The following is a 25,454-nucleotide window of genomic DNA, read 5'->3' on the forward strand; positions in this document are numbered from 1 at the left end:
CTGCGGAAAGCGCTTGAAATGGTTCGATAAGCCGGGAGGAGAAGCGCTGAGCCGGGACACACTGAGAGGTAGCAGGATCCGCGAACGCCGGACGATTGCCGGTGTGCGGCAATCCGAACTCGCCAGACAGGTGGGGATCTCGGCGTCGTATCTCAATCTCATCGAACACAACCGCCGCAGAATCGGCGGCAAGCTGCTGGTCGACATCTCGGTCGCGCTGGGGGTCGAACCTGCCGTGCTGACCGAAGGCGCCGAGGCCGCGTTGATTTCCACGCTGCGCGAAGCCGCCGCCGAGAACGCCGGCGTGTCGGCGGAAATCGACCGGGTCGACGAATTCGCCGGCCGTTTTCCGGGCTGGGCAGAGCTGTTGGCAGGCCATCACCGCCGCATCGCCTCGCTGGAACGCACGGTCGAAACCCTGTCCGACCGGCTGACCCACGACCCGCATCTGGCGGCGTCGATGCACGAGGTCCTGTCAAGCGCGGCCTCGATCCGGTCCACCGCGTCGATCCTGGCGGAATCCGAGGATCTGGAGGCCGAATGGCGCGACCGGTTCCATTCAAACCTGAACGAGGACAGCGCCCGGCTGGCCGAAAGTTCGAAGATGCTGGTGCAGTATCTGGACGAAAAGGATGGCGGTGCCGACAGGCGGGGTGTCCCGCAGGAGGACGTCGACGCGTTCCTTGAGGCGCACGGCTACCACTTCCCGGAACTGGAATCCGGTGAGGCCACGCCCGACGATCTGGCCCGCAACGCACCGGAGCTTGGCTCGGACGCGGCAAGGGCCATGGCCCGGGGCATCCTGCGCCAGTATGCCGAAGATGCGGCGCACTTGCCGCTGGCACCCATGGCGCAGCTGATCGCGCGCCTGGGCTTCGAACCCGACCGGCTGTCGCGCGAAACCGGGGCGGGCCTGTCGCGCATGTTCCGCCGTCTGGCCGCTCTCCCGCGCAAGGTGACGGGGACGGAAACCGGGCTGGCCGTTTGCGATGCGTCGGGCAGCCTTGTGTTCAGCAAGCCCGTCGCGGGCTTCGCCCTGCCGCGGTTCGGCGCGGCCTGTCCGCTCTGGCCGCTGTTCACCGCGCTGACACGTCCGCAGACGCCCCTGCGCCGGGTGGTGGAACAGGCGGGCCGGAACCCGGGCCTGTTCGATTGCATGTCCGTGTCGTGGCCGCAGGCCGCACCGGGCTTCAACGGGGATGCACAGCTGATGGCCGCCATGCTTGTCGTGCCGCTAAGGGGCGAGCCCGATCCCGATCCGATCCCCGTCGGCGTCAGCTGCCGCATCTGTACGCGGCGGAACTGCCGGTCGCGGCGGGAACGGTCGATCCTGAAGGAAGGGTTTTGACACTGCGAACGGGCGGCGGGTAAGCTGCGGGACACACCATGGGGGCGGAACCAACCGGGGAACACAATTCCGGGGCCGTCCGGGAGGGATGGAAACTCGATGGGCCGAAAGGTTTTGCTGATCGAGGATGAAGCGAACATCGCCGAGGCGATCCGCTTTCTTCTGGCGCGTGAGGGCTGGCAGGTCGAGGTCCACGCCGACGGGACGGACGCGGTCGACGTGATCCGTGCAAGCGCCCCCGATCTTGTCATTCTGGATGTCATGCTTCCGGGGAAAAGCGGGATGGACGTGCTGCAGGAATTGCGGGCCAACGGGCCGATGCGATCCCTGCCGGTGCTGATGCTGACGGCCCGTGGCCAGTCCCGCGACCGCGAGATGGCCGAACAGGCCGGCGCGAGCCGCTTCATGACCAAGCCGTTTTCGAATGCCGAGGTGCTGACCGCCGTGCGCGATCTGGTCGCCGGGGCCGCCCGGCCATGACCGAGCGTCCGCCTCCGGTCTTCCTGGAGCGCCGCAGCTATCGCCGCCGCCGCATCATCGACGCGATCCGCGTGCTGCCCCTGTTCGGCACCGCGCTGTTCGTGCTGCCGCTTCTGTGGCCCACGGCGCAGCGGGAGGAGGCAACGGGCATCCCCGCCGTCGCCATGTCGGACATCCTTGTCTATATCTTCGGCGCCTGGGCGCTGCTGATCGCAGCCATCGTGGGCCTGAGTTACCTGGAAAGGTCGCTGTCAGACGACGCGGACGATACCCTCGACGACTGGCCCGATCCGTCCCGCCCCGAAAGCACGGATCCGCGCGCGGAGAGAGAGGCGATCTGAATGGCGTCTCTCGACCTCATGGTGCTGGTCTGCCTGATCTACGTGGCCTTCCTGTTCCTTGTCGCCTTCGCGGCCGAACGGATCGCCGCGCATCGCACCGTGGCCTGGCTGCAATCGCCGTGGATCTACACCCTGTCCCTGTCGATCTACTGCACGGCGTGGACGTTCTACGGCGCCGTGGGCTATGCCGCGCGGTCGGGGATGGAGTTCGTGACGATCTACCTTGGCCCCACGCTTGTCATGGCGGGCTGGTGGTGGGGACTGCGCAAGCTGGTGCGTATCGGGCGCAGCCAGCGGGTGACATCCATCGCGGACCTGATCTCGGCCCGCTATGGCAAGTCGAACCTGCTGGCCATCGGGGTGACCATGCTCGCCGTGATCGGGGTGACCCCCTATATCGCGCTGCAACTGCAATCGATCACGCTGTCCTTCGCGGCGTTCTCCGCGCTCGATCCCGGTGAGACCTTCGATGAAAAGCTGGCGGTCTTCTGGGCGGCCGGGGGGCTGGCCGTCTTCGCGATCCTGTTCGGGACACGGAACCTCGACGCCAACGAACGCCATCACGGGGTGGTCACCGCCGTCGCGCTGGAGGCCGTGGTCAAGCTGGTGGCACTTCTGTCGGTGGGGATCTTCGTCGTCTGGGGCCTGTCGGGGGGGATCGGGCCGACGATGGAGCGGATCGACGCCTCGCGCATCGGGCAATGGCATGTCGACAGCAGCCGCTGGCTGACGATCACCGCGCTGTCGGCCGCCGCCTTCCTGTGCCTGCCGCGCATGTTCCAGGTGATGGTGGTCGAGAACTCGGACGAAGGCCACCTGCGCACGGCATCCTGGGCGTTTCCGCTGTACCTTCTGCTGATGAGCCTTTTCGTCGTCCCCATCGCCGCCGTGGGGCTGGAGGTGATGCCCGACAGCGCCAACCCCGATCTCTTCGTGCTGACCCTGCCCTTGCAGGAGGGCAAGACGGTGCTGGCCATGCTGGCCTTCCTGGGCGGGTTTTCATCGGCCACGTCGATGGTGATCGTCGCGGCCATGGCGCTGTCGACCATGCTGTCGAACCACGTGGTGATGCCGATCTGGCTGGCCTTCAAGAAAACCGGCGCGCAGGTTTCGGGCGATGCGCGGGCGGTGGTGCTGACGGCGCGGCGGATCTCCATCGCCGTGATCATGGTGCTGGGCTACTTCTATTATTCGCTGTCGGGCGGCGGCGCGGCGCTGGCGTCGATCGGGATCATCGCCTTTGCCGGGGTGGCGCAGATCCTGCCGGTGATGATCGGCGGGATGTTCTGGCGGGGCGCGACCCGGATCGGCGCAGCGGTGGGGCTGACCGTGGGCTTCGTGCTCTGGGCCTACACGCTGCTTCTGCCGGGGCTGGGCGGCGGCGCGCTGCCCGATCACGTGATGGCAGAGGGCCTGTTCGGCATCAGCTGGCTGCGCCCGCAGGCCCTGTTCGGGTTCGTGGGCCTCGACCCCGTGGTGCATTCCGTGTTCTTCAGCCTGCTTCTGAACACGCTGACTTTCTGTGCCCTGTCCATCGTGACCTTCCCCAGCCCGCTGGAACGCCTGCAGGGCGCGCAATTCGTCAACGTGTTCGACCATTCCACCGCCGCGCGTCGGTGGACGGGGTCGGTCGCGCAAAGCGAAGACCTGATGATCATGACCCAGCGCCTGCTGGGCGCGGCCGAGGCGCAATCGCTGTTCGCCACCGAGGCAAAGCGCCAGGGTGTCACCGGACAACTGCCCACGCCGACGCCCGCCTTTCTGGAACGGCTGGAACGTGTGCTCTCCGGCTCCGTCGGGGCGGCGACGGCCCATGCGATGGTCGACCAGATCGTCGGGCGGTCGGCGGTGTCGGTCGAAGACCTGCTGGCCGTGGCGGACGAAAGCGCGCAGATGCTGGAATATTCCAGCCAGCTGGAAGCCAAGTCCGATGAACTGGCCCGCACCGCGCACCAATTGCGCGAGGCGAACGACAAGCTGACCCAGATCAGCCTGCAGAAGGACAGCTTCCTCAGCCAAGTCAGTCACGAACTGCGCACGCCAATGACGTCTATCCGCGCGTTTTCCGAGATCCTGCGCGATTCGGAAGCCCTGGGCCCCGAAGATCAGCGCCGCTATGCCAACATCATCCATGACGAAGCACTGCGTCTGACGCGTCTTCTGGACGATCTGCTGGATCTGAGCGTGCTGGAAAACGGCCGTGTGACGCTGAACATGCGCGAAGGTCAGCTGGCCGATGTGCTCGACCGTTCGGTCGATGCCGCGCTGGCGGGGGCGGACAGGCCGCTGCACGTGCGGCGAAAACGCGGGGCCGAGGAGGTGGAGGTCGCGACCGACCTCGACCGGCTGGCGCAGGTCTTCATCAACCTGATCACCAACGCGCAGAAATATTGCGATGCGCCAAGGCCAGAACTCACGATCCGCGTCCACAAGCATGCCGCCGGCGTGACGGTCGATTTCCTGGATAACGGCAGCGGTATCCCGGCAGAGGCGCAGGCGACGGTGTTCGAGAAATTCTCGCGCGTGCATGCCGAACGGGCCGGGGGCGCAGGCCTGGGCCTTGCGATCTGCCGCGAGATCATGCTGCGCCTTGGCGGCGACATCGCCTACCTGCCACGGCCCGGCGGCGCCGCCTTCCGCGTGAACCTGCCCGCGGCGCTGGTGCGCGAAGCGGCCTGACGCCCTTACCGGGAATGGCGCGGAGTAAAGACAATCGTAACGTCCTATGCGCTATGACGGGTCCCGAGTGTGGGCGGACATGTGACTGGGGCGGATGCACCGATGGCATCGACGGCTAGGAATGATGAACAGATGACCGGGTCCGGCGGGGACGCGGATGGCGGCGTTGCGGGCCGGAAAAATCCATCAGCGCTGACGCGAAAGCTTTCGGCTGCGAAGGCCGGTCCGTCGACGACCGAACGCACGGCGCTGCGCGCGCTCAGGCTTGCCATCGCGCGCACGTCCGACGACCTGTACGAACTGCCCATTGCCGCCATCGGCGCCACGCAGGACAGGTGCATGATCGACGATCTGCATCGCCATTTTTCCGATAACTGGCTGCTGATGCTTCTGGAAGGCCCGGACGGGCGGTTCGGCGTCGCCAGCGTCGATCCCCAGACAGTAATGGTCCTGATCCAGCGCCAGACCATGGGGGATGTTTTCGGCGGCACGCCGAACGAACGTGCGTTTACCGATACCGATGCCGCGCTGGCCGAACCGCTGATCGACGGGATGCTGCAGCGGGCCTCCGAACTGGCCGAAGTCGAACATGACCGCCGCTGCCTGACCGGCTACCGTTACGGCGCCCGGGCGCTGGATGTGCAGGATCTGGTGCTTGAACTGGAAGACGACCGGTTTCGCATCTTCGAAATGACGCTCGATATCGCGCACGGCAAGGTGCAAAGCACCCTCCGGCTCGCTCTCCCCGACCTGACGGAAGAGGAATCGGATTCCGTGGCCACGGGCCCGCGCGGTCCGCATCTGGATCAGGCGACAGGCGTGATACGGGCGGAATTGTCGGCGGTGCTGGGACGGATCCGGATGACACTGGCGACCTTTTCGCGCCTGCAACCCGGCACGCTTCTGGAACTGACCGACGGCGAACTGGAAAAGACCGAACTGCGCACCATCGAAGGGGTCAAGATCGCCGTGGGCCGCCTGGGCCAGGCCGGCGGGTCACGGGCGCTGCGCGTGAACGAACCGCCCCCGACACAGCCCTCGGCCCGTGAACTGGCCGAGACCTTCGAACCCGCGGGCCGCGGCCCGGCGCCGGGCGCGATGGGCGGTTTCGGCGGCGGGCTTGAGGGCGGCTTAGCCGGTGGTTTCGACGGTGGCTTTGATGGCGGCTTTGACGGCGGCCTTGAGCCCGGCGGTGATGGTGGCTTCGATCCGGGTCTGGGTGGGGGCATGGATGCCGCGCCGATGGCCGGCGGTCTGGACGACCTGCCCGAGATGCCCGCGATGGACTTCGACGCCGGTGCGCCGATGGACCTGCCGGGCATGGATGCCGATCCCGATATGGCCGCGTGGAACACGGATGGCGAAACCGAAGGTCTGCCCGATCTGCCCGCCCTTCCGGACTTGCCGCCCCTTGGCGGGGACGATGGCGGGTTGCCGGATCTGTCGGATCTGTCGGATCTGCCGATGGGCACGCCGATGGATCTCAACCTCGACGGGGAAGACAGCTGAGATCAGGGCCCCGCGCCGTTGTGCGCATGGGGCGCTGGCCTATGCCGGGGCGGCGATCCGGTCGAGGCTCTGGCCGACTGTGGGCGCGGCGAGCATGCCGGCGCCCATCGCCCCAAGGAAGATCAGCCCGGCGATGCCGCCATAGCTGAGCGATGCGATGGACGGCCCGGGGCAGAGCCCGGCCAGCCCCCAGCCCATCCCGAACAGGACGGATCCTACGATCAGCCGGTGCCCGATCTCGTGCCGGGGCGGGGCGGGGAACTCACCGCCCACCAGCGGGCGCCGCCCGCGGGTCAGCTGCCAGGCCACGGCCATCGGAAGGATCGCGCCGCCCATCACGAAGGCCAGCGTCGGGTCCCAGTTGCCGAACACGTCCAGCCAGCCCTGTACCTTCGTCGTGTCGGTCATGCCCGACAGGAACAGGCCGGCGCCGAACAGACCGCCGGCAATCAGTGAAACGATCAACCGCATCAGATCACCCCCAGGACATGCCGCATCAGCGTCAGCGTGATGCCGCCTGCCAGGATGTAGAACACCGTCGCGACCATGCCGCGCAGCGAAAACCGCGAGATGCCGCAGACACCGTGCCCGGACGTGCAACCATTGGCGACCCGCGTGCCGATGCCCACCAGCAGACCGGCCGCGATCACCACCGCCCAGTTCGGGGTCAGGTGCGTCTCCTTCGTCATGCCGGTGGCGAGGTAAAGGATCGTGGGCACGCCGACCAGACCGGCCAGAAAGACCAGCCGTTCGGTGGCGGTCGACCGGCCCGAGCCGTCGACCAGCCCGCCGATGATGCCGCTGGCCCCCATGATGCGCCCGTTTCCCAGAAGGTAGACGGCGCCACCCAGCCCGATCAGCCCGCCGCCAAGCAGGCCCATGATCCAATCGTGTTCCATGGCGATTTCCTTAAAGCTTGTTGACGGGCAGTTTCAGGTACACGTTGCCCTCGTCATCGGCGGGCGGCATGTGGCCTGCGCGCATGTTCACCTGCAGCGACGGCAGGATCAGGCGCGGCATGCCCAGCGTTGCATCGCGGGCATCGCGCATCGACACGAAATCCTCGATCGGCTTGCCTTGCCCCACGTGGATGTTCAGCGCCTTCTGTTCGCCCACGGTCGTTTCCCACGCGAATTCATCGCGGCCCGGCGCCTTGTAGTCATGGCCCACGAAGATGCGAGTTTCGTCCGGCAGGGCGAGGATCTTCTGGATCGAATTGTACATCGTCTCGGACGAACCGCCCGGGAAGTCGCAGCGCGCGGTGCCGAAATCGGGCATGAACAGCGTGTCGCCCACGAAGGCCGCATCGCCGATCACGTAGGTCAGGCAGGCCGGCGTATGGCCGGGCGTGTGCAGCACGTCGCCGCGCATCTGGCCGATATGGAAGCTGTCGCCTTCGGTGAACAGCGCATCGAACTGCGATCCGTCGCGCTGGAATTCGGTGCCTTCGTTGAAGACCTTGCCGAAGGTGTCCTGCACCACGGTGATCCGGTCGCCGATGCCGATCTGGCCGCCCACCTTCTCCTGAATGTAGGGCGCGGCCGACAGGTGATCCGCATGAACATGGGTTTCGAGGATCCATTCGACCTGCAGGCCCCGCGCCTTGATGTGGGCGATGATCTCGTCGGCCGAGGACGTGTCGGTCCGGCCCGAGGCGTGGTCGAAGTCGAGCACGCTGTCAATCACCGCGCAGGCGCTGCCCTGGGGATCCTTCACCACGTAGGACGCGGTGAACGTGGCTTCGTCGAAAAAGGCTGTCACATGAGGTGTCATGGCACTCTCCTTTACTGTTGCGAATACACATATCAATATGTGAATGTAATGCAAGCCCGATTGCAGCGTAAATTTCAGGCAGCGATGGAACCAGCCTGCCGCCCATGCGTTTTTTTAACCGCCTGTAAACTTTCTGGGCCAAACTTGTGGAGTTGCGGGTAACGTGACTGCAGAGCCGATCCCGGGAACTTGCGGCAGGAGGAACAGCCGCGACCCTGTTGCGGATCGGTTCTTAGGGGAGGAAAAACATGACGGAGACAGACTTGGCCCATCGGGCCAGAGACCTTGAATTGCGAATCGCCAGCGCCGGCAACAGCGGGCGAATGTCCTATCAGCGGGAATTCTGTTCGGTCCTGCAGAAGATGCGGGCGGCCGGGATGGTGGTGCCCTCGCGGCTGAAAACGCTCGAGGAAGCGCTGCTGAACGAACGGTGCGAGGCGGATTTCGACAACCTGCCCGTGTAAGCCCGCATAGGTCAGCCCAGGATCACGCCGACGGCCACGAGCATGAGACCGAGCGCCGATACCAGCAGGGCGGCGAGGTTCAGCGGCACGACCGATTGCAGAACGACGCGCAGCGCGTCGTCGTCGAGCCTGGCGCGCCGGGCACGGATGACCTTCAGCACGCACCAGATCAGGCCCGCGATGCCGGCCAGGACAAGGACGGCGCCGGCCCAGATGATGATGTCGAACATGCGCGCTCCTTCAGCGTGGCCCGTTTGCGCTGCGGCTACCCGAGAGCGCGGTCGCGATCAAGCGCGCCCTTGGTCGCGCGGGCGGGGTCTGATCTTGCCTTGTGGGGCCGCAGCGGCCCATGTATCCCGGCAATCCACCACGTGCGGTTCAATCGACGCCAGGGAGTATTGAGGCATGGAAGACGGACAGATGGTCGAGAGCGCGGCCGATGCGACCTACAAGGTAACGGCGGCCGAGCTGCGCCAGTTCATCGAGCGTTACGAACGGCTGGAGGCGGAGAAGAAAGACATCGCCGACCAGCAGAAGGAAATCATGGCCGAAGCCAAGGGCCGTGGCTACGATACCAAGGTGATCCGCAAGGTGATCGCGCTCCGCAAGCGCGACAAGGACGACATCGCCGAAGAAGAGGCGGTGCTGGAGATGTACAAGGAAGCACTGGGCATGTGAGCCGTCTCAGCCCGCCCCGATATCGGTGCGGGCGACCGAGACGGACTTGACCACCGCCCAGACCTCCCGCCCCGGCGCGATATCCAGCGCCTGGGCCGACCGCCGTGTGATCCGGGCGAGCAGCGTGTCGCCGCCGCAATCCAGCCGCACGATCACCCCGGGCCCGCGACCGTCCCGCAGGGCGATAACCCTGCCGTGCAGGATGTTCAGGGCCGACAGGCCTTCGGGCCGGTGATCGGCCAGAATCACGTCATGCGCCATGATCCGCACGCGGGTTCTGCTGCCGGGGCCGAGCCCCATGTCGGGCAGGAACAGCGTGCCGCCGGCAATCGAAAGCTCCGTCATCCCGTCATCATGGTCCCGAAGGACGGTAGCCTGCAGAAGCGCGCCCGCATCGCGCACGCCCAGCATCGGCACGAGATCGAGATCCGACAGCACCTCTTCCGCGGGTCCTGCCTTTACCACGCGGCCCGCATCCATGATGACGACGGTGGTCGCCAGCCGCGCGACCTCGGTCATGTTGTGGCTGACATAGAGGATCGGGATACCGGCGGAATCGCGCACCGCCTCAAGATAGGGCAGGATATCCGCCTTCCGCGCGGCATCGAGCGCCGAGAGGGGCTCGTCCATCAGCAGCATCCGCGGGGCGGAGAGCAGCGCCCGACCGATGGCGACCCGCTGGCGTTCGCCGCCCGACAGGGTGCCGGGGCGACGGTCCAGCAGCGGGGTGATGTCCAGCAGGTCGGCGATGGTTTTCAAATCTGGCCGTTCGGCCCCGGGGCGGGCGAAGCGTTGGCCGTAGGCAAGGTTCTTGCGGACGCTCAGATGCGGAAACAGGCGGGCCTCCTGGAAGACATAGCCCAGATGCCGGCGATGGGGCGGCTGCTCCGGGCCGGTTTTCGCGTCGAACAGGACATCGCCGTTCAGGGCGATCCGGCCCGACGTGGGCCGCATCAGTCCGGCGACAGCGTTCACGACGCTGGTTTTCCCGCTGCCGGACCGGCCGAACAGCGCGGTCACGCCAGCGGGGGCCTCGAAGGCGACGTTCAGGTCGAACGATCCCAGCCGGTGGGCGATATCGACCGACAGGCTCATCGTCCCGCCACCCGTTTCGCGGCGCGGTGGGCGAGGAGTTCGGAAAGGGCCAGGGCCAGGAGCGACACGAAGATCGACACGGCGACAAGCCGCAGCGCGGGGCCATCGCCACCGGGCACCTGCAGGAAGGAATAGATGGCCGAGGGCAGGGTCCGGGTTTCGCCGGGGATGTTCGACACGAAGGTGATCGTGGCGCCGAATTCGCCCATGGCCTTGGCGAAGGCCAGCACCGCCCCCGCGATCAGGCCCGGCGCCATCAGGGGCAGCGTGACCGTCAGGAACACCCAGGCCCGGGGGGCGCCCAGCGTGGCGGCGGCCTGTTCCAGCCGGGGATCGACCGCCTCGATCGCCAGCCGGATGGCGCGGACCATCAGCGGGAAGGCCATGATGCCGGCGGCCAGTACGGCACCGGTCCAGCGGAAGGCCAGGACAAGGCCGAAGGTTTCGGCCAGCCATTCGCCCACGGGCGCGCGGCGGCCGAAGGTCAACAGCAGCAGGTAGCCGGTGACAACGGGCGGCATGATCAGCGGCAGATGCACCAGCGCGTTCAGCACCTGACGGCCGGGAAAGCGCCCGCGCGCCAGCGCCAGTGCGGTCAGGACGCCAAGCGGCAGGCTGAGAAGCGTGGCCCAGAACGCCACCTTGAGCGACAGCGCGACCGCCTGCCATTCCGCGGGGCCGAGCCAGCCGCTCATGGGTGTGGGTCCGTGCCGAAGCCCTGCGTTTCGAAGACGGCCTTCGCCTCGGGCGTCGACAGGAAATCGAGGAACGGCGCGGCACCTGCCTGCGCGTCGGGCAGCAATGCGGCGGGGTAGAGGATCGGTGGATGGCTGTCGGCGGGGAAGGTTCCCAGCACCCGGACGGCGGGTTCGGCAATGGCGTCCGAGCGATAGACGATCCCCAGCGGCGCCTCGCCCGAGGCGACAAGCCGCAGCGCGGCGCGCACGTTGTCGGTCTCGGCGAGGCGGGGTTGCAGGACGTCCCATTGTTCCAGTGCCTGAAGCGACGCCTTGGCATAAAGCCCGGCCGGCACCGCCTCCACCAGCGCGACGGCAAGGCGACCGTCGCCCAGGGCAGCAGCGATGTCATACCCGGCCGTCACTGTCCCGTCAGTTGTTCCGGGCGCAATCGTCTGCGGGGCCGCGATCAGCACCAGTGCGTTGGTCAGCAGGGTGCGGCGGCTGCTTTCGCGGATCATCCCGGCGTCTTGCAGCCAGTCCATCCAGTCGGGATTGGCCGAGATGAACAGATCCGCCGGCGCGCCCTGATCGATCTGCCGCGCGAGAAGCGAGCTGCCGGCATAGGCGATCCGCACCGGTGGATTCCCGTCGCGCGCCCAGAGCGCCGCCACCTCGTCCAGCGCCGTCTTCATGCTGGCGGCGGCGAAGACGGTCACCGGCTCCTGCGCCTTGCCTGCCATGGGCAGGAGGGCAATGGCCACGACAGCGGACAGGACAAGACGGCGCGCGATCCGGGTCATGGGGCACTGTAGCGTCGGGCGGTCACGGGAAGATCACCGTCACGCCATCGGCCTCCTGCAGGGCTTCGATGTCTTCGTCGTAGATCGCGCCCAGCCGTTCGATGTCGGCCTCGGTCCAGCCGGGCATGTCGATCTCTTCCACGGTGGCGTCTTCGTCGGTGAACCGTTCAAGGAAGGCCAGCGACAGCCGGCGCACCTTGGCCGCGCTTGGCGAATCCAACGTGTCGATATAGGCCTGCAGGCGTTCCAGCCCTTCCCCGGTCATGATTTCGTCCAGCCCGTCCAGCCCGCCTTCGACGGGGTCGTCGGGCTGGAACCCGGCCATGGAGCGCAGGATCTGGGGCCAGATCAGGGGCGCGTCCTCGTTGCACCAGACCGTGATCGGGATGCCCGGTGCCGCGTCGCGCATGCGCAGGATCGGGTCGGACCAGCGCAGGGCGCGGGGATCGGTGCCGGCCAGAAGATCGGGCGGCACCATGCGGCTTGCCAGTTCGGTCCGGATGGCCGGCAGGAAGGTCGCGGGATCGCGGACGGCAAGGAACAGCTCGATCTCGTCCCGGTCGAAGATGTCCTGCAGCAGCTGCAGCCGGCGGGGCGCGTCGGGGTAAAGACGCCCGTCCACCACCGCCTCGCTCACCGCGCCGAAGAAGCGGTCGTTCGACAGGATCATGGTCTCGGCGCGGTCGTTGTCGAGCGCGGCATCGAGGATGATCTCGCGGCTGTCGGGCACCGGCGGCGCGCCTTCGGCCTCCTGAAAGACGTTCTTGAACAGGGGGCGGTAGCGGGCCGGACCGGGCAGGGCGATGCTGCGCGCGGCAAAGCTGTCGCGGTTGCGCATCAGGCTTTTCAGCAGCCGGTCACCTTGCGTGAAATGCGCGCCCGCGTGAAAAACGATCCTCATGGGACTCCGGACCGGGGATACTTGCATGGACTGTTCGTCTTGGCGTAACGCGTTGACGCGCGGCGGTCAAACCGGAGGCCGGGCCAGGCAGGACGCGTCGGGCCTGCCCCCGCGGCCTGTCGCGCGGTAGCCCACCAGCCCCATCCATTCCTTCGTGGACATGACCAGTGTTTCAAGATGGAGGGCGAAGTTCCATTTCGGCCCCCATGTCTGCGGTGCGGTGCGGAAATCGGTGGGCCAGGGAACAAGGTTCTGCCAACCCGCCGCACAGAAGGTTTCAACCGACCGGCGCATGTGAAAGGCGCTGGTGACCAGCAGCCATGGCCGGTCGCCCCGGTCCGGCGCCAGGTCCAGCGACAGCCGCGCGTTTTCGGCGGTATTGCGCGACGACGGCTCGATCAGCAGGCGGGGCGGACGCAGGCCAAGGTCCTGCAGAACCCAGGCGCCCATCGAGGTCGCGTCCTTCGCCGCCGGTGTCAGCGCGACGATGCCGCCGGTCCAGATCACGGGGGCCTCGGGGAAGCGCTGCGCAAGTGCCAGAGCTTCGGTAAACCGTTCGCCGGCGCCGTTGACCATGGGCTTTTGCCAGTAATGGCTGGCCGCGCCGTCTTCGCCGCCGCCCAGAACGATGATGCCGCCGATGTCGTCGGGCACCGGCGGGTCGGGCGGATAGCGGGTTTCCAGCGGAAGCAGGACGAACTGGCCCACGGGCAGCAGGGCAATCACCAGCATCGCCGCAAGCGCCGAACCCGCCAGCCATCGTGCCGGCCGCAAGTGCCCGCGAAGGACGGCCCAGAAGGCTGCAGCGACCAGAAGGATCAGGGCCGTGTCGGGGCGCAGCACTGCGAACGCGGCCTTGTAGAGCACGAAAAGTACCGAATCCATGGACATGTCCCCTGATTTTCGCGACGCCCTTATTGCGGGCGCCCGCGGTCCGATATTGATTGACGTAAGGGCAGTCACGGCCATTTTCCGCCGGAAATGCCCGTAAGCCGCTTATTCGCTGGGCAAAAATCCTTTAACAGGCTCAGCATATGCGCAATAATCGCCAAGTTCGCGTCTGATCTTCCGAAGCGCATGGACGCTTTCGCAGCAGATGCGAAGACTGACCCGAGCCAGCAACAAGCCGAATGGCGGAGCGACACATTCAGATCCTGCCCGATATTGCGCCGCAAGACCGGACTGTCAGACCTCCTCGCGCGCAGGGGCAGGCTATTCTTTCGATCAAACACGTTGACGGTGTCTCGCGACTTGACAATCTGCGGACGTCGGGATCGCTGCGGCTTCTCTTTCCGCGCGCAAGGTCAAAGGACCGGGTGCTTGGCGTGCTGCTGAACACGGCCGGCGGGATCACGGGCGGGGACCGCTATGTCATCCGCGCCCATGCGCGAACCGGCACCGGGCTCACCGTCACGACACAGGCTGCCGAACGCGCCTACCGCGCCGAAAAGTTCGAGACGGGGCGGCAGGACACGCACCTGACCGTCGATGACGGCGCCGATCTGCACTGGCTGCCGCAGGAGACGATCCTGTTCGACGGCGCCCGCTTTCGTCGGCGCCTGACGGTGGACCTGAACGCCGACGCGTCGTTCCTGATGGTCGAGCCGCTGGTCTTCGGCCGGGCGGCCATGGGCGAACGGCTGCAGGACGTGGCCTTCAACGACCGGATCGAGATCCGGCGGGACGGCATTCCGATCTACCTCGATGCGCTGTCGCTGGACGATGCCGTGTCCGACCAGATGAAGGCCCCGGCGCGCGGCGGCGGGGCGGGGGCAATGGCGACGGTGGTGCGCGTCTCCCGTGCGGCCGACGCGCATCTGGACCCTTTGCGCGCGCTTCTGCATGACCTCAAGCCGACCGGCCTCTGCGCCGGTGTCAGCCTTGTGCGCGACGGGCTTCTTGTCTTGCGCGCGCTGGCGCCCGACAGCCATATTCTGCGTCAGGCCCTTGTTCCTGTCCTGGAACGCCTGGCGCAACAGGACATACCCCGACCGTGGACGATCTGACATGCAACTGACCCCCCGCGAAAAAGACAAGCTTCTGATCTCGATGGCGGCCGAAGTGGCCCGCAAGCGTCTGGCGCGCGGTGTGAAGCTGAACCACCCCGAAGCGATCGCGCTGATCACCGACGCGGTGGTCGAAGGTGCCCGCGACGGCCGGTCGGTGGCCGACATGATGGAGGCCGGGGCCCATGTCATCAGCCGCGACCAGTGCATGACCGGCGTGCCGGAAATGATTCACGAAGTGCAGGTAGAAGCCACGTTTCCCGACGGCACCAAGCTGGTGACCGTTCACAATCCGATCCGATAAAACCGGCGACCAACGCCCCAGAAGAGCAGAAGAAGAAACAGGAGCAACAACATGAAAAAACTGACCCTTACCGCAGGCGCCATTCTTGCCGCGACCCCTGTGCTGGCACACCAGACCGGCGAGGCCCATAGCCACGACAGCGGGTTGACCATCGCCGCCGGCGCGATTGTCATCGTCCTTGCCGTCGCCGCCGGCGCCGTTCGCCGCCGGCGCGCCCGGTCGATCGCATGATCCCGGGAGAGCTCTTTGTTGCCGAGGGTGACCTGGTGCTCAACGAAGGGCGCGAAGTCACGACCATGATGGTGGCCAATACCGGCGACCGTCCGGTTCAGGTGGGCTCGCACTACCATTTCGCCGAAACCAATGCCGCGCTCGATTTCGACCGGGAGGCGGCGCGCGGTCAACGGCTGGACATCGCCGCCGGCACTGCCGTGCGGTTCGAACCGGGCCAGCGGCGCGAGGTGAACCTGATCCCCTACGCCGGCGCGCGGAAGGTCTACGGGTTCAACCAGGCGGTCATGGGCGCGCTCGACTGAACGGGCGCCGCACGGACCGGCCCGCACGCATTTAAGTAACTTGAAGCTCCATCAGCGGAGAGACCCCGATGCCCGCCAGAATAGCCCGCACCGATTACGCCAGCATGTTCGGCCCGACCACGGGCGACAAGGTCAGGCTGGCCGATACCGACCTGATCATTGAGGTCGAAAAGGACCTGACCACCTACGGGGAGGAGGTCAAGTTCGGCGGCGGCAAGGTGATCCGCGACGGCATGGGCCAAAGCCAGGTGACCCGCGCGGGCGGGGCCGTGGATACGGTCATCACCAACGCGCTGATCGTCGACGTGACGGGCATCTACAAGGCGGATATCGGTCTGAAGGACGGCCGCATCGCCGCCATCGGCAAGGCGGGCAACCCAGATACGCAACCCGATGTCGATATCATCGTCGGCCCGGGAACCGAGGCGATCGCGGGCGAAGGCCGGATCGTGACGGCGGGGGGCTTCGACAGCCACATCCATTTCATCTGCCCGCAGCAGATCGACGATGCGCTGCATTCCGGCGTGACGACGATGCTGGGCGGCGGCACCGGGCCCGCCCACGGGACGCTCGCCACCACCTGCACGCCGGGGCCCTGGCATATCGCGCGGATGATGCAGTCTCTGGACGCGTTCCCGATGAATTTCGGGCTGTCGTGCAAGGGCAATGCCTCGCAACCCGATGCGCTGGTGGAAATGGTCGAGGCCGGTGCCTCCGCCATGAAACTGCACGAGGACTGGGGGACGACCCCCGGCGCCATCGATTGCTGCCTGAGCGTGGCCGACGACATGGACGTGCAGGTGATGATCCACACCGACACGCTGAACGAATCCGGCTTCGTCGAAAACACGGTCGACGCCATCAAGGGCCGCACGATCCACGCCTTCCACACCGAAGGCGCGGGCGGGGGCCATGCGCCGGACATCATCAAGATCTGTGGCGAAAGCTTCGTTTTGCCGTCGTCCACCAACCCCACGCGCCCCTTCACCGTGAATACGTTGGAGGAGCATCTGGACATGCTGATGGTCTGCCATCACCTGGACAACTCGATCCCGGAAGACGTGGCCTTTGCCGAAAGCCGCATCCGGCGCGAAACCATTGCCGCCGAAGACATCCTGCACGACATGGGCGCCTTTTCGATCATCGCGTCCGACAGCCAGGCCATGGGCCGCATCGGCGAGGTGATCATCCGCACGTGGCAGACCGCCGACAAGATGAAGAAGCAGCGCGGGCGTCTGGCGGAAGAGCAGGGCCAGAACGACAATTTCCGCGTCCGTCGCTACATTGCCAAGTACACGATCAACCCGTCCATCGCGCACGGCATGTCGACCGAGATCGGCTCGATCGAGGTCGGCAAGCGCGCCGATCTGGTGATGTGGAACCCGGCCTTCTTCGGCGTGAAGCCTGAAATGGTTCTGATGGGCGGCACCATCGTCGTGGCGCAGATGGGCGATCCGAATGCCTCGATCCCCACGCCGCAGCCCGTCTATACCCGCCCGATGTTCGGCGCCTATGGCCGGTCGCTGGAAAAGTCTTCGGTCATGTTCGTGTCTGCCGCGGGGCAGGCCAACGGGATCGGCGCGCAATTCGGGCTGGCGAAGGAGACGGTGGCGGTCAAGAACACGCGGGCGATATCCAAGGCCGATCTGCTGCTGAACACCGCCACCCCGCAGATGGAGGTGAACCCCGAAACCTACGAAGTGCGCGCGGACGGAGAGCTTCTGACCTGCCAGCCGGCCGAGGAACTGGCCATGGCGCAGCGCTACTTTCTGTTCTGAGTGAATATCCGATGAACATTGCCTTGCATTTCGCGCACAGCGGCTATTCCGCAAAAGGGGTGGCACATGCTGCACCTGCAGCATACCTTCACCGCCATGGGAGGAGATTGATCTTTAGCAAAGGATACATCTCCTATGGCACACATCACTGCAAACGTTCCGGCGGGCCGGAATGTACAAAACGCGTTCAGCCGTTTCTTTTCGGCAATCGGCAACGGCCTGGTGGTCATGGCCGAGAACAACTCGAAAATGAAGCAGATCCGCGCGCTGGAAGCTCTTTCCGACGCAGATCTCGCGAAGCGCGGCATCAAGCGCGAAGACATCGCACGTCACGTGCTGTCGCCCGGCTACTGGATCTGATCCAGACCCGGCACATGTCCCGGGGGCAGGTATGACTGCCCCGGGGCCGGATACGGATGCTGCGAGCGCAGCATCGAGCGATGCCGCAACGCAGCTTGTGGCGCGCGTTTATCACGACCATGCACACAGGCCTGCCCCGGCAGGCCGTCTGCATCTGACCTACGAAGGCCGTTTCCTGCGCCGAAGGGTGCTGGAACTGGAAGACGGCCGGAAGGTTCTGGTGGACCTGTCCCAGACCACATCGCTCAATCACGGCGGGGTGCTGGTGACGGTCGATGGCGACGAGATCGAGATCGTCGCGGCACCTGAATCTCTGCTGGAAATCACCGGGCCTGACCTGACCCGCGTCGCATGGCATGTCGGCAACCGCCACACGCCGTGCCAGATCGAACCGGGCCGCCTGCTGATCCAGCCCGATCACGTCATCGCCGATATGCTGTCGAAGATCGGCGCCAACACGCGGCCTGTCACGGAACCCTTCACGCCCGAAGGCGGCGCCTATGGTCACGGACGGACCCATGGCCACAGCCATTGAATCCGGTACTGGCAGCATCGCCTTCCTGACACTCGCGCAATGGTTCTCTCCCGGTTATCCGGTGGGGGCCTTCGCCTATTCCCACGGTCTGGAAATGGCGATTTCCGACGGTGCACTGAAAACTGCGCTGGACCTGGATCACTGGATCCGCATCCTGATCGACTATGGCTCGGGCCGGTCCGATGCTCTGTTCCTGTCCGCGGCCTACCTTGCCCCCGACATCGACGCTGTCCGCACCATCGACGCCACCGCCCGCGCCTTCGCCCCCTCCCGCGAGCGGCTGATGGAGACGGAGCTGATGGGCTCCGCCTTCTGCCAGACCACCGCGACGCTCCACGGGCTGGACCTGCACGGCCTGACCTATCCCGTCGCCGTGGGCCGGGCCACGTCCCTGTGTGGCCTGCCACAACAGACCGTCGCCGCATGGTACCTTCACGCCTTTGCCGCGAACCTCGTCTCTGCCGCCGTGCGCGCGGTGCCGCTGGGCCAGACGGAAGGGCAGGCGGTGCTGTCGGCGCTTCACCCCTTGTGCGAAACAGTGGCGCGTGAGACGCTTTCCGGCGATCTTGATGCCCTGAGCGGTACGGCCTTCGCGGCCGATATCGCCTCGATGACGCACGAGACGCTCTATTCACGGAGTTTCCGCACATGAAGGACATGAACGGCCCCCTGCGCGTGGGCATCGGCGGCCCGGTGGGCGCAGGCAAGACAACGCTGACCGCCGCCCTGTGCGAGGCGCTGCGCGACACCCATTCGGTGGGCGTGGTCACGAACGACATCTACACGCAGGAAGACGCCGAGGCGCTGATGCGCCTGCAGGTCCTGCCGCGGGACCGGATCATCGGCGTGGAAACCGGCGGCTGCCCGCATACGGCCATTCGCGAGGACGCCTCGATCAACCTCGCCGCCGTGGCCGAGATGATCGCCCGCCACCCCGAGGTCGAGATCGTGCTGATCGAATCCGGCGGTGACAACCTGTCAGCCACCTTCAGCCCGGAACTGGCGGACGTCACGCTCTATGTCATCGACGTGGCCGCGGGAGAGGAGATCCCGCGCAAGGGCGGGCCTGCCATCACCAAGTCGGACGTCTTGGTCATAAACAAGACCGATCTGGCCCCTTACGTCGGCGCCGACCTGGGCGTGATGGAACGCGATGCGAAGCGGATGCGCGGCGACCGCCCCTTCGTCTTCGCCAGCCTGAAACAGCGGCAGGGCGTGGATGCCGTCGTCACCCTTTTGCGGAATGTCGGCGGGCTTTAACCCGCCGGACCGGTGGCACCCGCGCCGCCAGTGTCTTATTCAGGCGGGGACGCCATCGACAGGAGCCCCGCCATGACCGAAGCCGCCCATGCCGAAACCGATCCGGTCGCGCTGACAGCCGACCTTGTGCGCTGCGCCTCGGTCACGCCGGAAGAAGGCGGCGCGCTGGTGCTGCTGGAGGATCGCCTGACAGCCGCGGGTTTCGACTGCACGCGGGTGGATCGGGGCGGTGTCAGCAACCTCTTGGCCCGCTGGGGCAAAAAGGGCCACGCGAAGACCTTCGGCTTCAACGGCCATACCGACGTGGTGCCCATCGGCGACGCGGATGACTGGACCACCGATCCCTTCGGCGCCGAAATCCGTGACGGTATCCTCTATGGCCGTGGCGCAACCGACATGAAATCCGGCGTCGCGGCCTTCGTTGCCGCCGCCATCGACCACGTCACCCACACCCCGCCCGACGGTGCGGTGATCCTTGCGATCACGGGGGACGAAGAGGGCCCGGCGCTGGATGGCACGACGGCGCTGCTCGATTACATGGCTGAGACCGGCGAACAGATGCGCGCGTGCCTCGTGGGCGAACCGACCTGCCCGTCGCGCATGGGCGAGATGATCAAGATCGGTCGCCGCGGTTCCATGAACGCCGAATTTCACGTGACCGGCGTTCAGGGCCATTCGGCCTATCCCCACCGCGCGAAGAACCCGCTGCCACCGCTGGTCCGCCTGATGGACCGGCTGGCGAGCCACGAACTGGACCAGGGCACCGACCATTTCGACCCGTCGACGCTGGCGGTGGTGACGGTCGATACCGGCAACCCGGCCACGAACGTGATCCCGGCCAAGGCCATGGCCCGCGTGAACATCCGTTTCAACGACACCCATTCCGGCGACAGCCTGTCCGACTGGTTGCGGGCCGAGGCAGCGCAGGTCGCCAGCGACTTCGACGTGAAGATCGACGTGCAGATCCGCGTCTCGGGCGAAAGCTTCCTGACACCGCCCGGACCGCTCTCCGATCTCGTCGCGCAGGCGGTCGAGGCCGAAACCGGCGTCACACCGATCCTGTCGACCTCGGGTGGCACGTCGGATGCGCGGTTCGTCAAGGATCACTGCCCGGTGGTCGAGTTCGGTCTGGTGGGCGAGACCATGCACCAGGTTGATGAACGCGTGCCGGTGGACCAGATCCGGCAGCTGAAGGCGATCTACACGCGGATCCTGGCCGGCTATTTCGCGTGAGGCGCAAGCCGCGCACCCTGATCGTGATGGTCAAGGAACCAAGGCCGGGCCGCGTGAAAACCCGCCTTGGCGCAGAGATCGGCATGACCCGCGCGGCGTGGTGGTTCCGGCATCGGATCCGGTACCTTCTGCGCCGTCTGCGCGACCCGCGCTGGCACCTCGTGCTGGCCGTCAGCCCCGATGTGGACGGCCTGCAAAGCCGTGTCTGGCCCGGCGATCTGCCCCGAATCCCCCAGGGAACAGGCCATCTGGGCCATCGCATGCTGCGCGCGATGGCAGCCGCCCCACCCGGACCTGTCTGCCTGATCGGCGCCGACATCCCCGACGTGACATCCACCGAAATCGCCCATGCGTTCCGAATGATGGGCACCGCCGACGCCGTTCTGGGACCGGCCGAGGACGGCGGCTACTGGCTCATCGGTTTCAGGTCGTCCGCACTTGCCGCGCGCGCCTTGCGAACCGGGGCGCTCGACCGCGTCCGCTGGTCAACCCCGCACGCCATGGCCGACACCGTCGCGGTCTTGCCGGGGCTCAAGATCGCTGAAGCCGCCCGCCTTGCCGACGTGGACACGAAAGCTGACCTCACCCGACGCGCCCGAAGCGCCTAGGCGGCCCGCGAAGCGGGGCGCCGTTGGGGAGGGCGGGCGGGGCGCTGAGGGCGTGTCATGTCCCGACGGCGCCACGTCGCAATTGCTCATGACGCGGCCCCCGGTCCGTGCTAGGGACCGGCCATGACCCGGATCCCCGACCGCCGCGAAATCCTCGAATGGATCGCAGAAAACCCCACCCAGACGTCCAAGCGCGATATCGCCAAGGCCTTTGGCATCAAGGGCGCCCAGCGGATCGAGCTGAAGCGCATCCTGCGCACGCTCGAAGACGAAGGCCACCTGGAAAAGCGCAAGAAGTCCTATCGCGATCCCGATCGCCTGCCCCCGGTGACGGTGCTGGAAGTGCGCGCGCCCGACAAGGACGGTGACCTGTTCGCCCGCCCGCTGGAATGGCATGGCGAAGGGGTGGAGCCCGTCGTGCTCATCCTGCCGCGCGCCGCCGATCCCGCGCTTGGCGCCGGCGACCGCATCCTTGCCAAGCTGCAGATCGTGCAGGGCGAGGATCACCATTACGAGGCCCGCCTCATCCGTCGCATCGGCTCCCATCCCCGCCGGGTGCTGGGGGTCTACCGCAAGGAGTCCGAAGGCGGGCGGATCGTGCCCATCGACAAGGCGACCCACAACGAGTGGACGGTGTCCGAGGCCGACCGCCACGGCGCCAAGGATGGCGAACTGGTCGAGGCCGAACAGATCGGCTCCCGCGCGCGCATGGGCCTGCCGCGCGCCCGCGTGATCGGGCGGCTGGGCGATCCGAGCGGCCCCAAGGCCGTGTCGCTGATCGCGATCCACAATCACGGAATCCCCGACGACTTCCCGGCCGAGGTGCTGGAGGAAGCCGACGGGATGAAGCCGCAGGGACTGAAGGGCCGCGAGGATCTGCGCGAGCTGCCCTTCGTCACCATCGACCCGGCCGATGCCCGCGATCATGACGACGCCTGCTTTGCCGAACCCGACGCGGATCCGAAGAACCCGCGCGGTTTCGTCCTGTGGGTCGCCATCGCCGATGTCGCGGCCTATGTCCGCCCCGGCACCGAACTGGACCGCGAAGCCGTAAAGCGCGGAAATTCCACGTATTTCCCGGACCGCGTCGTGCCGATGCTGCCGGAGCGCCTGTCGGGCGACCTGTGTTCGCTGCACGAAGGCGTGCCGCGCGCGTGCCTTGCCGTGCGCATGCAGATCGACGAGGGTGGCAAGAAGATCGGCCACCGTTTCGTGCGTGGCCTGATGCGCTCGGCCGCGTCCCTGAGCTATGAACAGGTGCAGACCGCCATCGACGGGACGCCCGACGATCAGGCGGGGCCGCTGCTGGATCCGGTGCTGGTACCGCTGAAAGGCGCCTACGATGCGCTGGCCGCTGCGCGGGAGGTGCGCCAGCCGCTGGATCTGGACCTGCCGGAACGCCAGATCGAATTGGCAGAGGACGGGACCGTGACGTCCGTCAACTTCCGCGACCGGCTGACCGCGCACAAGATGATCGAGGAATTCATGGTGCTGGCCAACGTGGCCGCCGCCGAAACGTTGGGCAAGAAACGCTCGCCGCTGCTGTTCCGGGTGCACGAGGAGCCGTCGCAGGCCAAGCTGGACGCGCTGCGCGAGACGGCGCGGGCGTCGGGTTATGCGCTGGCCAAGGGGCAGGTGCTGCAGACGCGGCATCTGAACCAGTTGCTGAACGCCGCCGCCGGGTCGGACGATGCGGAACTGATCAATATCTCGACCCTTCGGTCGATGAGTCAGGCCTATTACAGCCCTGACAACCTTGGACATTTCGGGCTGGCGCTGCGGGAATACGCGCATTTCACCTCGCCCATCCGCCGCTATGCCGACCTGATCGTGCACCGGGCGCTGATCTCTGTCCACGGCTGGGGCGACGACGGGTTGTCCGAGCGCGAGATCGAGACGCTGGAGCAGACGGCGGTGCAAATTTCGGACACCGAACGCCGGTCGATGATGGCCGAGCGCGAGACAACGGACCGCTATCTTGCCGCCTACCTGGCCGATCGGGTGGGCGCGGAATTTGAAGGCCGGATCAACGGGATAGCCCGGTTCGGCGTCTTCGTGAAGCTGGACGAGACCGGCGCCGACGGGCTGATCCCGATCCGCTCTCTGGGGCAGGAATACTTCAAGTACGACCAGCAGGCCGGGACGCTGATGGGGGCCGATACCGGGCTTCTGATCGCGCTGGGGCAGCGAGTGAAGGTGAAGCTGGCCGAAGCCTCTCCTGTCACCGGTGGGATCGAGCTGGAACTGCTGGAACTGAACGAGAAAGCGATGCCGAAGGGGCAGCCGCGGTCGGGGCGTTACGGGCGGGGCAAGTCCGCCGGGTCGGGTCGTCCGGGCCGGGCACCGGGCAAGGGCGACAAGGGCAAGCGCAAGGTGTCGCGGCGGCGAAGCTGAGGGCCCGGGGCACTATACTTTCTGGACACAGCCGGTCACGAGGCGAATACCCGGGGCACTATACTTTCTGGACATAGAGGTAAAACGGGGTGAACGCCGCGGGCCAAAGCGCGCCCGGCGCGGCCCGCCCACCCACCCCCCGTCGGACGCGCCGAATGCGCGTCCTCCTCCGCCGCGCCGGGCGCGCTTTGGCCGGGGTGGGGACAGGATTTGGCCTCACGTGTCTGATCTGACGGAGACCTTCGCTGCGGCCTGTGCATTGGTCCGGCTTGCGGGACGAAGTGGACACCAGTTTTTGGGGCCGCCAATGTCCGCCATCAGTCCGTCCAGTCTTTTTGAGTTCAGGCCCTGGACGAAGCCAGCCAAACTTATGCGTCGCAGTTGTAGCTTCGAGAATTCTGACCACGCTCATCCGGAGACCCGTATTGACCTTGAGTATCCTGACATTGGCCGCGATCTCGGTCGGCATCTACTTCGTTATGGCGGTGGCCCTTATCGTCTCCCAACATCCCAAAGCTCTCGAAGCGCGTGAGGGGTTGGATTTCACCGGAGTAACGGCGTCAGGTGCTTTTGCCCCACCGGAAACACCCGAATTCGCCCGCAGGACCTATACCGCGCGTGATGGCGCGGAGTTCTCGTATACCCATGTGCAGACGGAAGGCAGCGCAGGCTTGCCTTTGGTCATCATGATTCACGGCTCAGGATGGTTTGGCGGTCAATTCGACCGTCTGGCATGGGCGCTCAGGGATGTGGCCGAGGTCAAGGCCGTTACGCTTCGAGGACATGGGGACAGACCTGCGCGACGTGGCGATGTGGATTACATCGGACAATTCGAGGACGACATCGCCGACCTGATGGCAGACGACCCGCGCGAGGCTATCCTGCTGGGTCACTCTTCCGGGGGCGGGCTGGTGGTGCGCTTTGCAGGTGGTGAACATGGCGGAAAAATCGGTGGCGCCATTCTTCTTGCGCCGTTTCTCAAGCACAATGCCCCGACGACAAAACCTAGCTCAGGAGGCTGGGCGCATGTACTGACCCGCCGCATCATCGGCTTGTCGATGCTCAACAACGTGGGCGTCCATTGGCTTGACCACATGGACATGATCCAGTTCAACATGCCCAAAGCGGTTCTGGATGGTCCACTTGGCGATTATGCGACCACGTCTTACAGCTGGCGGCTCAACACATCCTTCGCACCGAGAAGCAACTACCTCGCGGATATGGCCAGACTGCCGCCGTTCCTTCTGGTCGCAGGAGCAGAAGACGAAGCGATGGTGGCGGACCGGTACGAACCTCTCATGAGCAATGTGACAGACAAGGGACATTACCATGTCGTCAACGGTGCCTCGCATCTTGATATCGTCGATGCCCCTGAAACCGAAGCGTTGATACGAGGTTACCTGGGTGAGCTCTGACACGTGAAAGCCGCAACCAGCGGCCGCTATTCCCCTTGAAACCGTACCCGGCCGGTATCTGAAGTTGGAGCGTGGAAGTGCCTGTACTAGCCCCGCGGTACGCGAAAACCTGTCGTCACAGTGTTTGCAGCATCGGTCGAATTGGGCTCCGAGCATGCGTAATTGGGCTGACCCTGCACTGAGGTCGAGCTCCCGATAGGATCACAGGAAATCTGTGAGCAAGGGAGACTTCGAATGGAACATTATGTTGGCTTGGATGTGTCGCTGCGGTCCTGCG

29 protein-coding genes are annotated in these 25,454 nt (G+C 66.1%); 20 read left to right on the forward strand and 9 right to left on the reverse strand.

Translation table 11 applies throughout. From position 1 onward, the window contains the following. Window positions 1-46: 46 nt before the first annotated feature. The 5 genes from D4754_RS03675 to D4754_RS03695 all read left to right on the forward strand — a co-directional run bounded on the left by D4754_RS03675 (window position 47) and on the right by D4754_RS03695 (window position 6,357). Window positions 47-1,348, forward strand: a complete 1,302-nt coding sequence (locus D4754_RS03675; RefSeq protein ID WP_121061608.1) for a helix-turn-helix domain-containing protein — start codon at window positions 47-49, stop codon at window positions 1,346-1,348. A gap of 99 nt (window positions 1,349-1,447) precedes the next feature. Further along, entirely contained in the window at window positions 1,448-1,828 is a 381-nt protein-coding gene (locus tag D4754_RS03680; protein ID WP_121061518.1) for a response regulator transcription factor, read from the forward strand. Further along, window positions 1,825-2,169 (forward strand): hypothetical protein, encoded by a 345-nt coding sequence (locus D4754_RS03685; protein ID WP_205589568.1) that lies wholly within the window; start codon window positions 1,825-1,827, stop codon window positions 2,167-2,169. The genes D4754_RS03680 and D4754_RS03685 overlap by 4 nt, the downstream gene beginning before the upstream one ends. Then, window positions 2,170-4,848 (forward strand): sensor histidine kinase, encoded by a 2,679-nt coding sequence (locus D4754_RS03690; RefSeq protein ID WP_121061519.1) that lies wholly within the window; start codon window positions 2,170-2,172, stop codon window positions 4,846-4,848. It abuts the gene before it with no gap. 132 nt (window positions 4,849-4,980) lie between these two features. Further along, window positions 4,981-6,357, forward strand: coding sequence for a FliM/FliN family flagellar motor C-terminal domain-containing protein (locus tag D4754_RS03695; RefSeq protein ID WP_163025758.1), 1,377 nt, complete (start codon window positions 4,981-4,983; stop codon window positions 6,355-6,357). 39 nt (window positions 6,358-6,396) lie between these two features. Here D4754_RS03695 and D4754_RS03700 read toward each other — a convergent pair whose 3' ends face one another. The 3 genes from D4754_RS03700 to D4754_RS03710 are packed head-to-tail and all read right to left on the reverse strand — an operon-like array spanning window position 6,397 to window position 8,130. Beyond that, a complete protein-coding gene (locus tag D4754_RS03700; RefSeq protein WP_121061521.1) occupies window positions 6,397-6,828 on the reverse strand; it encodes a DUF6691 family protein in 432 nt (143 codons plus the stop codon). Next, window positions 6,828-7,256, reverse strand: coding sequence for a YeeE/YedE family protein (locus D4754_RS03705; protein ID WP_121061522.1), 429 nt, complete (start codon window positions 7,254-7,256; stop codon window positions 6,828-6,830). Before D4754_RS03705 ends, D4754_RS03700 begins: the two co-directional genes overlap by 1 nt. Before the next feature lie 10 nt (window positions 7,257-7,266). Beyond that, the gene (locus D4754_RS03710; RefSeq protein ID WP_121061523.1) at window positions 7,267-8,130 is read right to left on the reverse strand and encodes an MBL fold metallo-hydrolase; all 864 of its coding nucleotides are present in this window, start codon (window positions 8,128-8,130) and stop codon (window positions 7,267-7,269) included. A 248-nt stretch (window positions 8,131-8,378) separates the two neighbouring features. Between D4754_RS03710 and D4754_RS23825 the strand changes: the two genes are divergently transcribed. Further along, window positions 8,379-8,594 carry a hypothetical protein gene (locus D4754_RS23825; RefSeq protein ID WP_163025759.1) on the forward strand — a complete coding sequence of 72 codons (216 nt, stop codon included), beginning with the start codon at window positions 8,379-8,381 and terminating at the stop codon, window positions 8,592-8,594. 11 nt (window positions 8,595-8,605) lie between these two features. Here the strand turns inward: D4754_RS23825 and D4754_RS03715 are convergent, their stop codons facing one another. Further along, on the reverse strand, window positions 8,606-8,824 hold the full coding sequence (locus tag D4754_RS03715) for a hypothetical protein (RefSeq protein WP_121061524.1): 219 nt from the start codon (window positions 8,822-8,824) through the stop codon (window positions 8,606-8,608). A gap of 175 nt (window positions 8,825-8,999) precedes the next feature. Here D4754_RS03715 and D4754_RS03720 point away from each other — a divergent pair, with 175 nt between their 5' ends. Continuing rightward, entirely contained in the window at window positions 9,000-9,272 is a 273-nt protein-coding gene (locus D4754_RS03720; protein WP_420837187.1) for a DUF2312 domain-containing protein, read from the forward strand. 6 nt (window positions 9,273-9,278) lie between these two features. Here the strand turns inward: D4754_RS03720 and modC are convergent, their stop codons facing one another. From modC to D4754_RS03745, 5 genes are all read right to left on the reverse strand, one after another. Continuing rightward, window positions 9,279-10,367, reverse strand: coding sequence for a molybdenum ABC transporter ATP-binding protein (modC, locus tag D4754_RS03725; RefSeq protein WP_121061525.1), 1,089 nt, complete (start codon window positions 10,365-10,367; stop codon window positions 9,279-9,281). After that, entirely contained in the window at window positions 10,364-11,062 is a 699-nt protein-coding gene (gene modB / locus D4754_RS03730) for a molybdate ABC transporter permease subunit (protein ID WP_121061526.1), read from the reverse strand. The genes modC and modB overlap by 4 nt, the downstream gene beginning before the upstream one ends. Then, window positions 11,059-11,847, reverse strand: a complete 789-nt coding sequence (gene modA / locus D4754_RS03735) for a molybdate ABC transporter substrate-binding protein (protein WP_121061527.1) — start codon at window positions 11,845-11,847, stop codon at window positions 11,059-11,061. The genes modB and modA overlap by 4 nt, the downstream gene beginning before the upstream one ends. Before the next feature lie 22 nt (window positions 11,848-11,869). Further along, window positions 11,870-12,748 carry a hypothetical protein gene (locus tag D4754_RS03740; RefSeq protein WP_121061528.1) on the reverse strand — a complete coding sequence of 293 codons (879 nt, stop codon included), beginning with the start codon at window positions 12,746-12,748 and terminating at the stop codon, window positions 11,870-11,872. Window positions 12,749-12,814: 66 nt separating this feature from the next. Next, complete coding sequence (locus D4754_RS03745; RefSeq protein ID WP_163025760.1) at window positions 12,815-13,633, reverse strand: YdcF family protein; 819 nt, start codon at window positions 13,631-13,633, stop codon at window positions 12,815-12,817. A 440-nt stretch (window positions 13,634-14,073) separates the two neighbouring features. On the opposite strand from D4754_RS03745, the gene D4754_RS03750 reads away from it, so the two are divergent. The 13 genes from D4754_RS03750 to D4754_RS03810 all read left to right on the forward strand — a co-directional run bounded on the left by D4754_RS03750 (window position 14,074) and on the right by D4754_RS03810 (window position 25,177). Further along, on the forward strand, window positions 14,074-14,754 hold the full coding sequence (locus D4754_RS03750; RefSeq protein ID WP_240453730.1) for an urease accessory protein UreD: 681 nt from the start codon (window positions 14,074-14,076) through the stop codon (window positions 14,752-14,754). A 1-nt stretch (window position 14,755) separates the two neighbouring features. After that, complete coding sequence (locus D4754_RS03755) at window positions 14,756-15,058, forward strand: urease subunit gamma (RefSeq protein WP_121061531.1); 303 nt, start codon at window positions 14,756-14,758, stop codon at window positions 15,056-15,058. A gap of 51 nt (window positions 15,059-15,109) precedes the next feature. Further along, window positions 15,110-15,289 carry a hypothetical protein gene (locus D4754_RS03760; protein WP_121061532.1) on the forward strand — a complete coding sequence of 60 codons (180 nt, stop codon included), beginning with the start codon at window positions 15,110-15,112 and terminating at the stop codon, window positions 15,287-15,289. Then, on the forward strand, window positions 15,286-15,594 hold the full coding sequence (locus tag D4754_RS03765) for an urease subunit beta (RefSeq protein WP_121061533.1): 309 nt from the start codon (window positions 15,286-15,288) through the stop codon (window positions 15,592-15,594). Before D4754_RS03760 ends, D4754_RS03765 begins: the two co-directional genes overlap by 4 nt. Before the next feature lie 68 nt (window positions 15,595-15,662). Then, the gene (gene ureC / locus D4754_RS03770; protein WP_121061534.1) at window positions 15,663-17,372 is read left to right on the forward strand and encodes an urease subunit alpha; all 1,710 of its coding nucleotides are present in this window, start codon (window positions 15,663-15,665) and stop codon (window positions 17,370-17,372) included. A gap of 135 nt (window positions 17,373-17,507) precedes the next feature. Beyond that, window positions 17,508-17,732, forward strand: a complete 225-nt coding sequence (locus D4754_RS03775) for a DUF1127 domain-containing protein (protein ID WP_121061535.1) — start codon at window positions 17,508-17,510, stop codon at window positions 17,730-17,732. A 31-nt stretch (window positions 17,733-17,763) separates the two neighbouring features. Beyond that, window positions 17,764-18,267, forward strand: a complete 504-nt coding sequence (locus D4754_RS03780; RefSeq protein WP_121061536.1) for an urease accessory protein UreE — start codon at window positions 17,764-17,766, stop codon at window positions 18,265-18,267. Then, window positions 18,251-18,919 carry an urease accessory protein UreF gene (locus D4754_RS03785; protein WP_240453731.1) on the forward strand — a complete coding sequence of 223 codons (669 nt, stop codon included), beginning with the start codon at window positions 18,251-18,253 and terminating at the stop codon, window positions 18,917-18,919. The genes D4754_RS03780 and D4754_RS03785 overlap by 17 nt, the downstream gene beginning before the upstream one ends. Then, entirely contained in the window at window positions 18,916-19,527 is a 612-nt protein-coding gene (ureG, locus tag D4754_RS03790; RefSeq protein ID WP_121061538.1) for an urease accessory protein UreG, read from the forward strand. Before D4754_RS03785 ends, ureG begins: the two co-directional genes overlap by 4 nt. Window positions 19,528-19,599: 72 nt before the next feature. After that, entirely contained in the window at window positions 19,600-20,760 is a 1,161-nt protein-coding gene (dapE, locus tag D4754_RS03795) for a succinyl-diaminopimelate desuccinylase (RefSeq protein ID WP_121061539.1), read from the forward strand. 26 nt (window positions 20,761-20,786) lie between these two features. Then, complete coding sequence (locus D4754_RS03800; protein WP_121061610.1) at window positions 20,787-21,368, forward strand: TIGR04282 family arsenosugar biosynthesis glycosyltransferase; 582 nt, start codon at window positions 20,787-20,789, stop codon at window positions 21,366-21,368. 123 nt (window positions 21,369-21,491) lie between these two features. Beyond that, window positions 21,492-23,762, forward strand: coding sequence for a ribonuclease R (gene rnr, locus D4754_RS03805; protein WP_121061540.1), 2,271 nt, complete (start codon window positions 21,492-21,494; stop codon window positions 23,760-23,762). Window positions 23,763-24,187: 425 nt separating this feature from the next. Then, on the forward strand, window positions 24,188-25,177 hold the full coding sequence (locus D4754_RS03810; protein ID WP_205589569.1) for an alpha/beta hydrolase: 990 nt from the start codon (window positions 24,188-24,190) through the stop codon (window positions 25,175-25,177). Window positions 25,178-25,454 lie beyond the last annotated feature (277 nt).

The organism is Chachezhania antarctica (assembly GCF_003646465.1).
Taxonomy (GTDB): Bacteria; Pseudomonadota; Alphaproteobacteria; order Rhodobacterales; family Rhodobacteraceae; genus Chachezhania; species Chachezhania antarctica.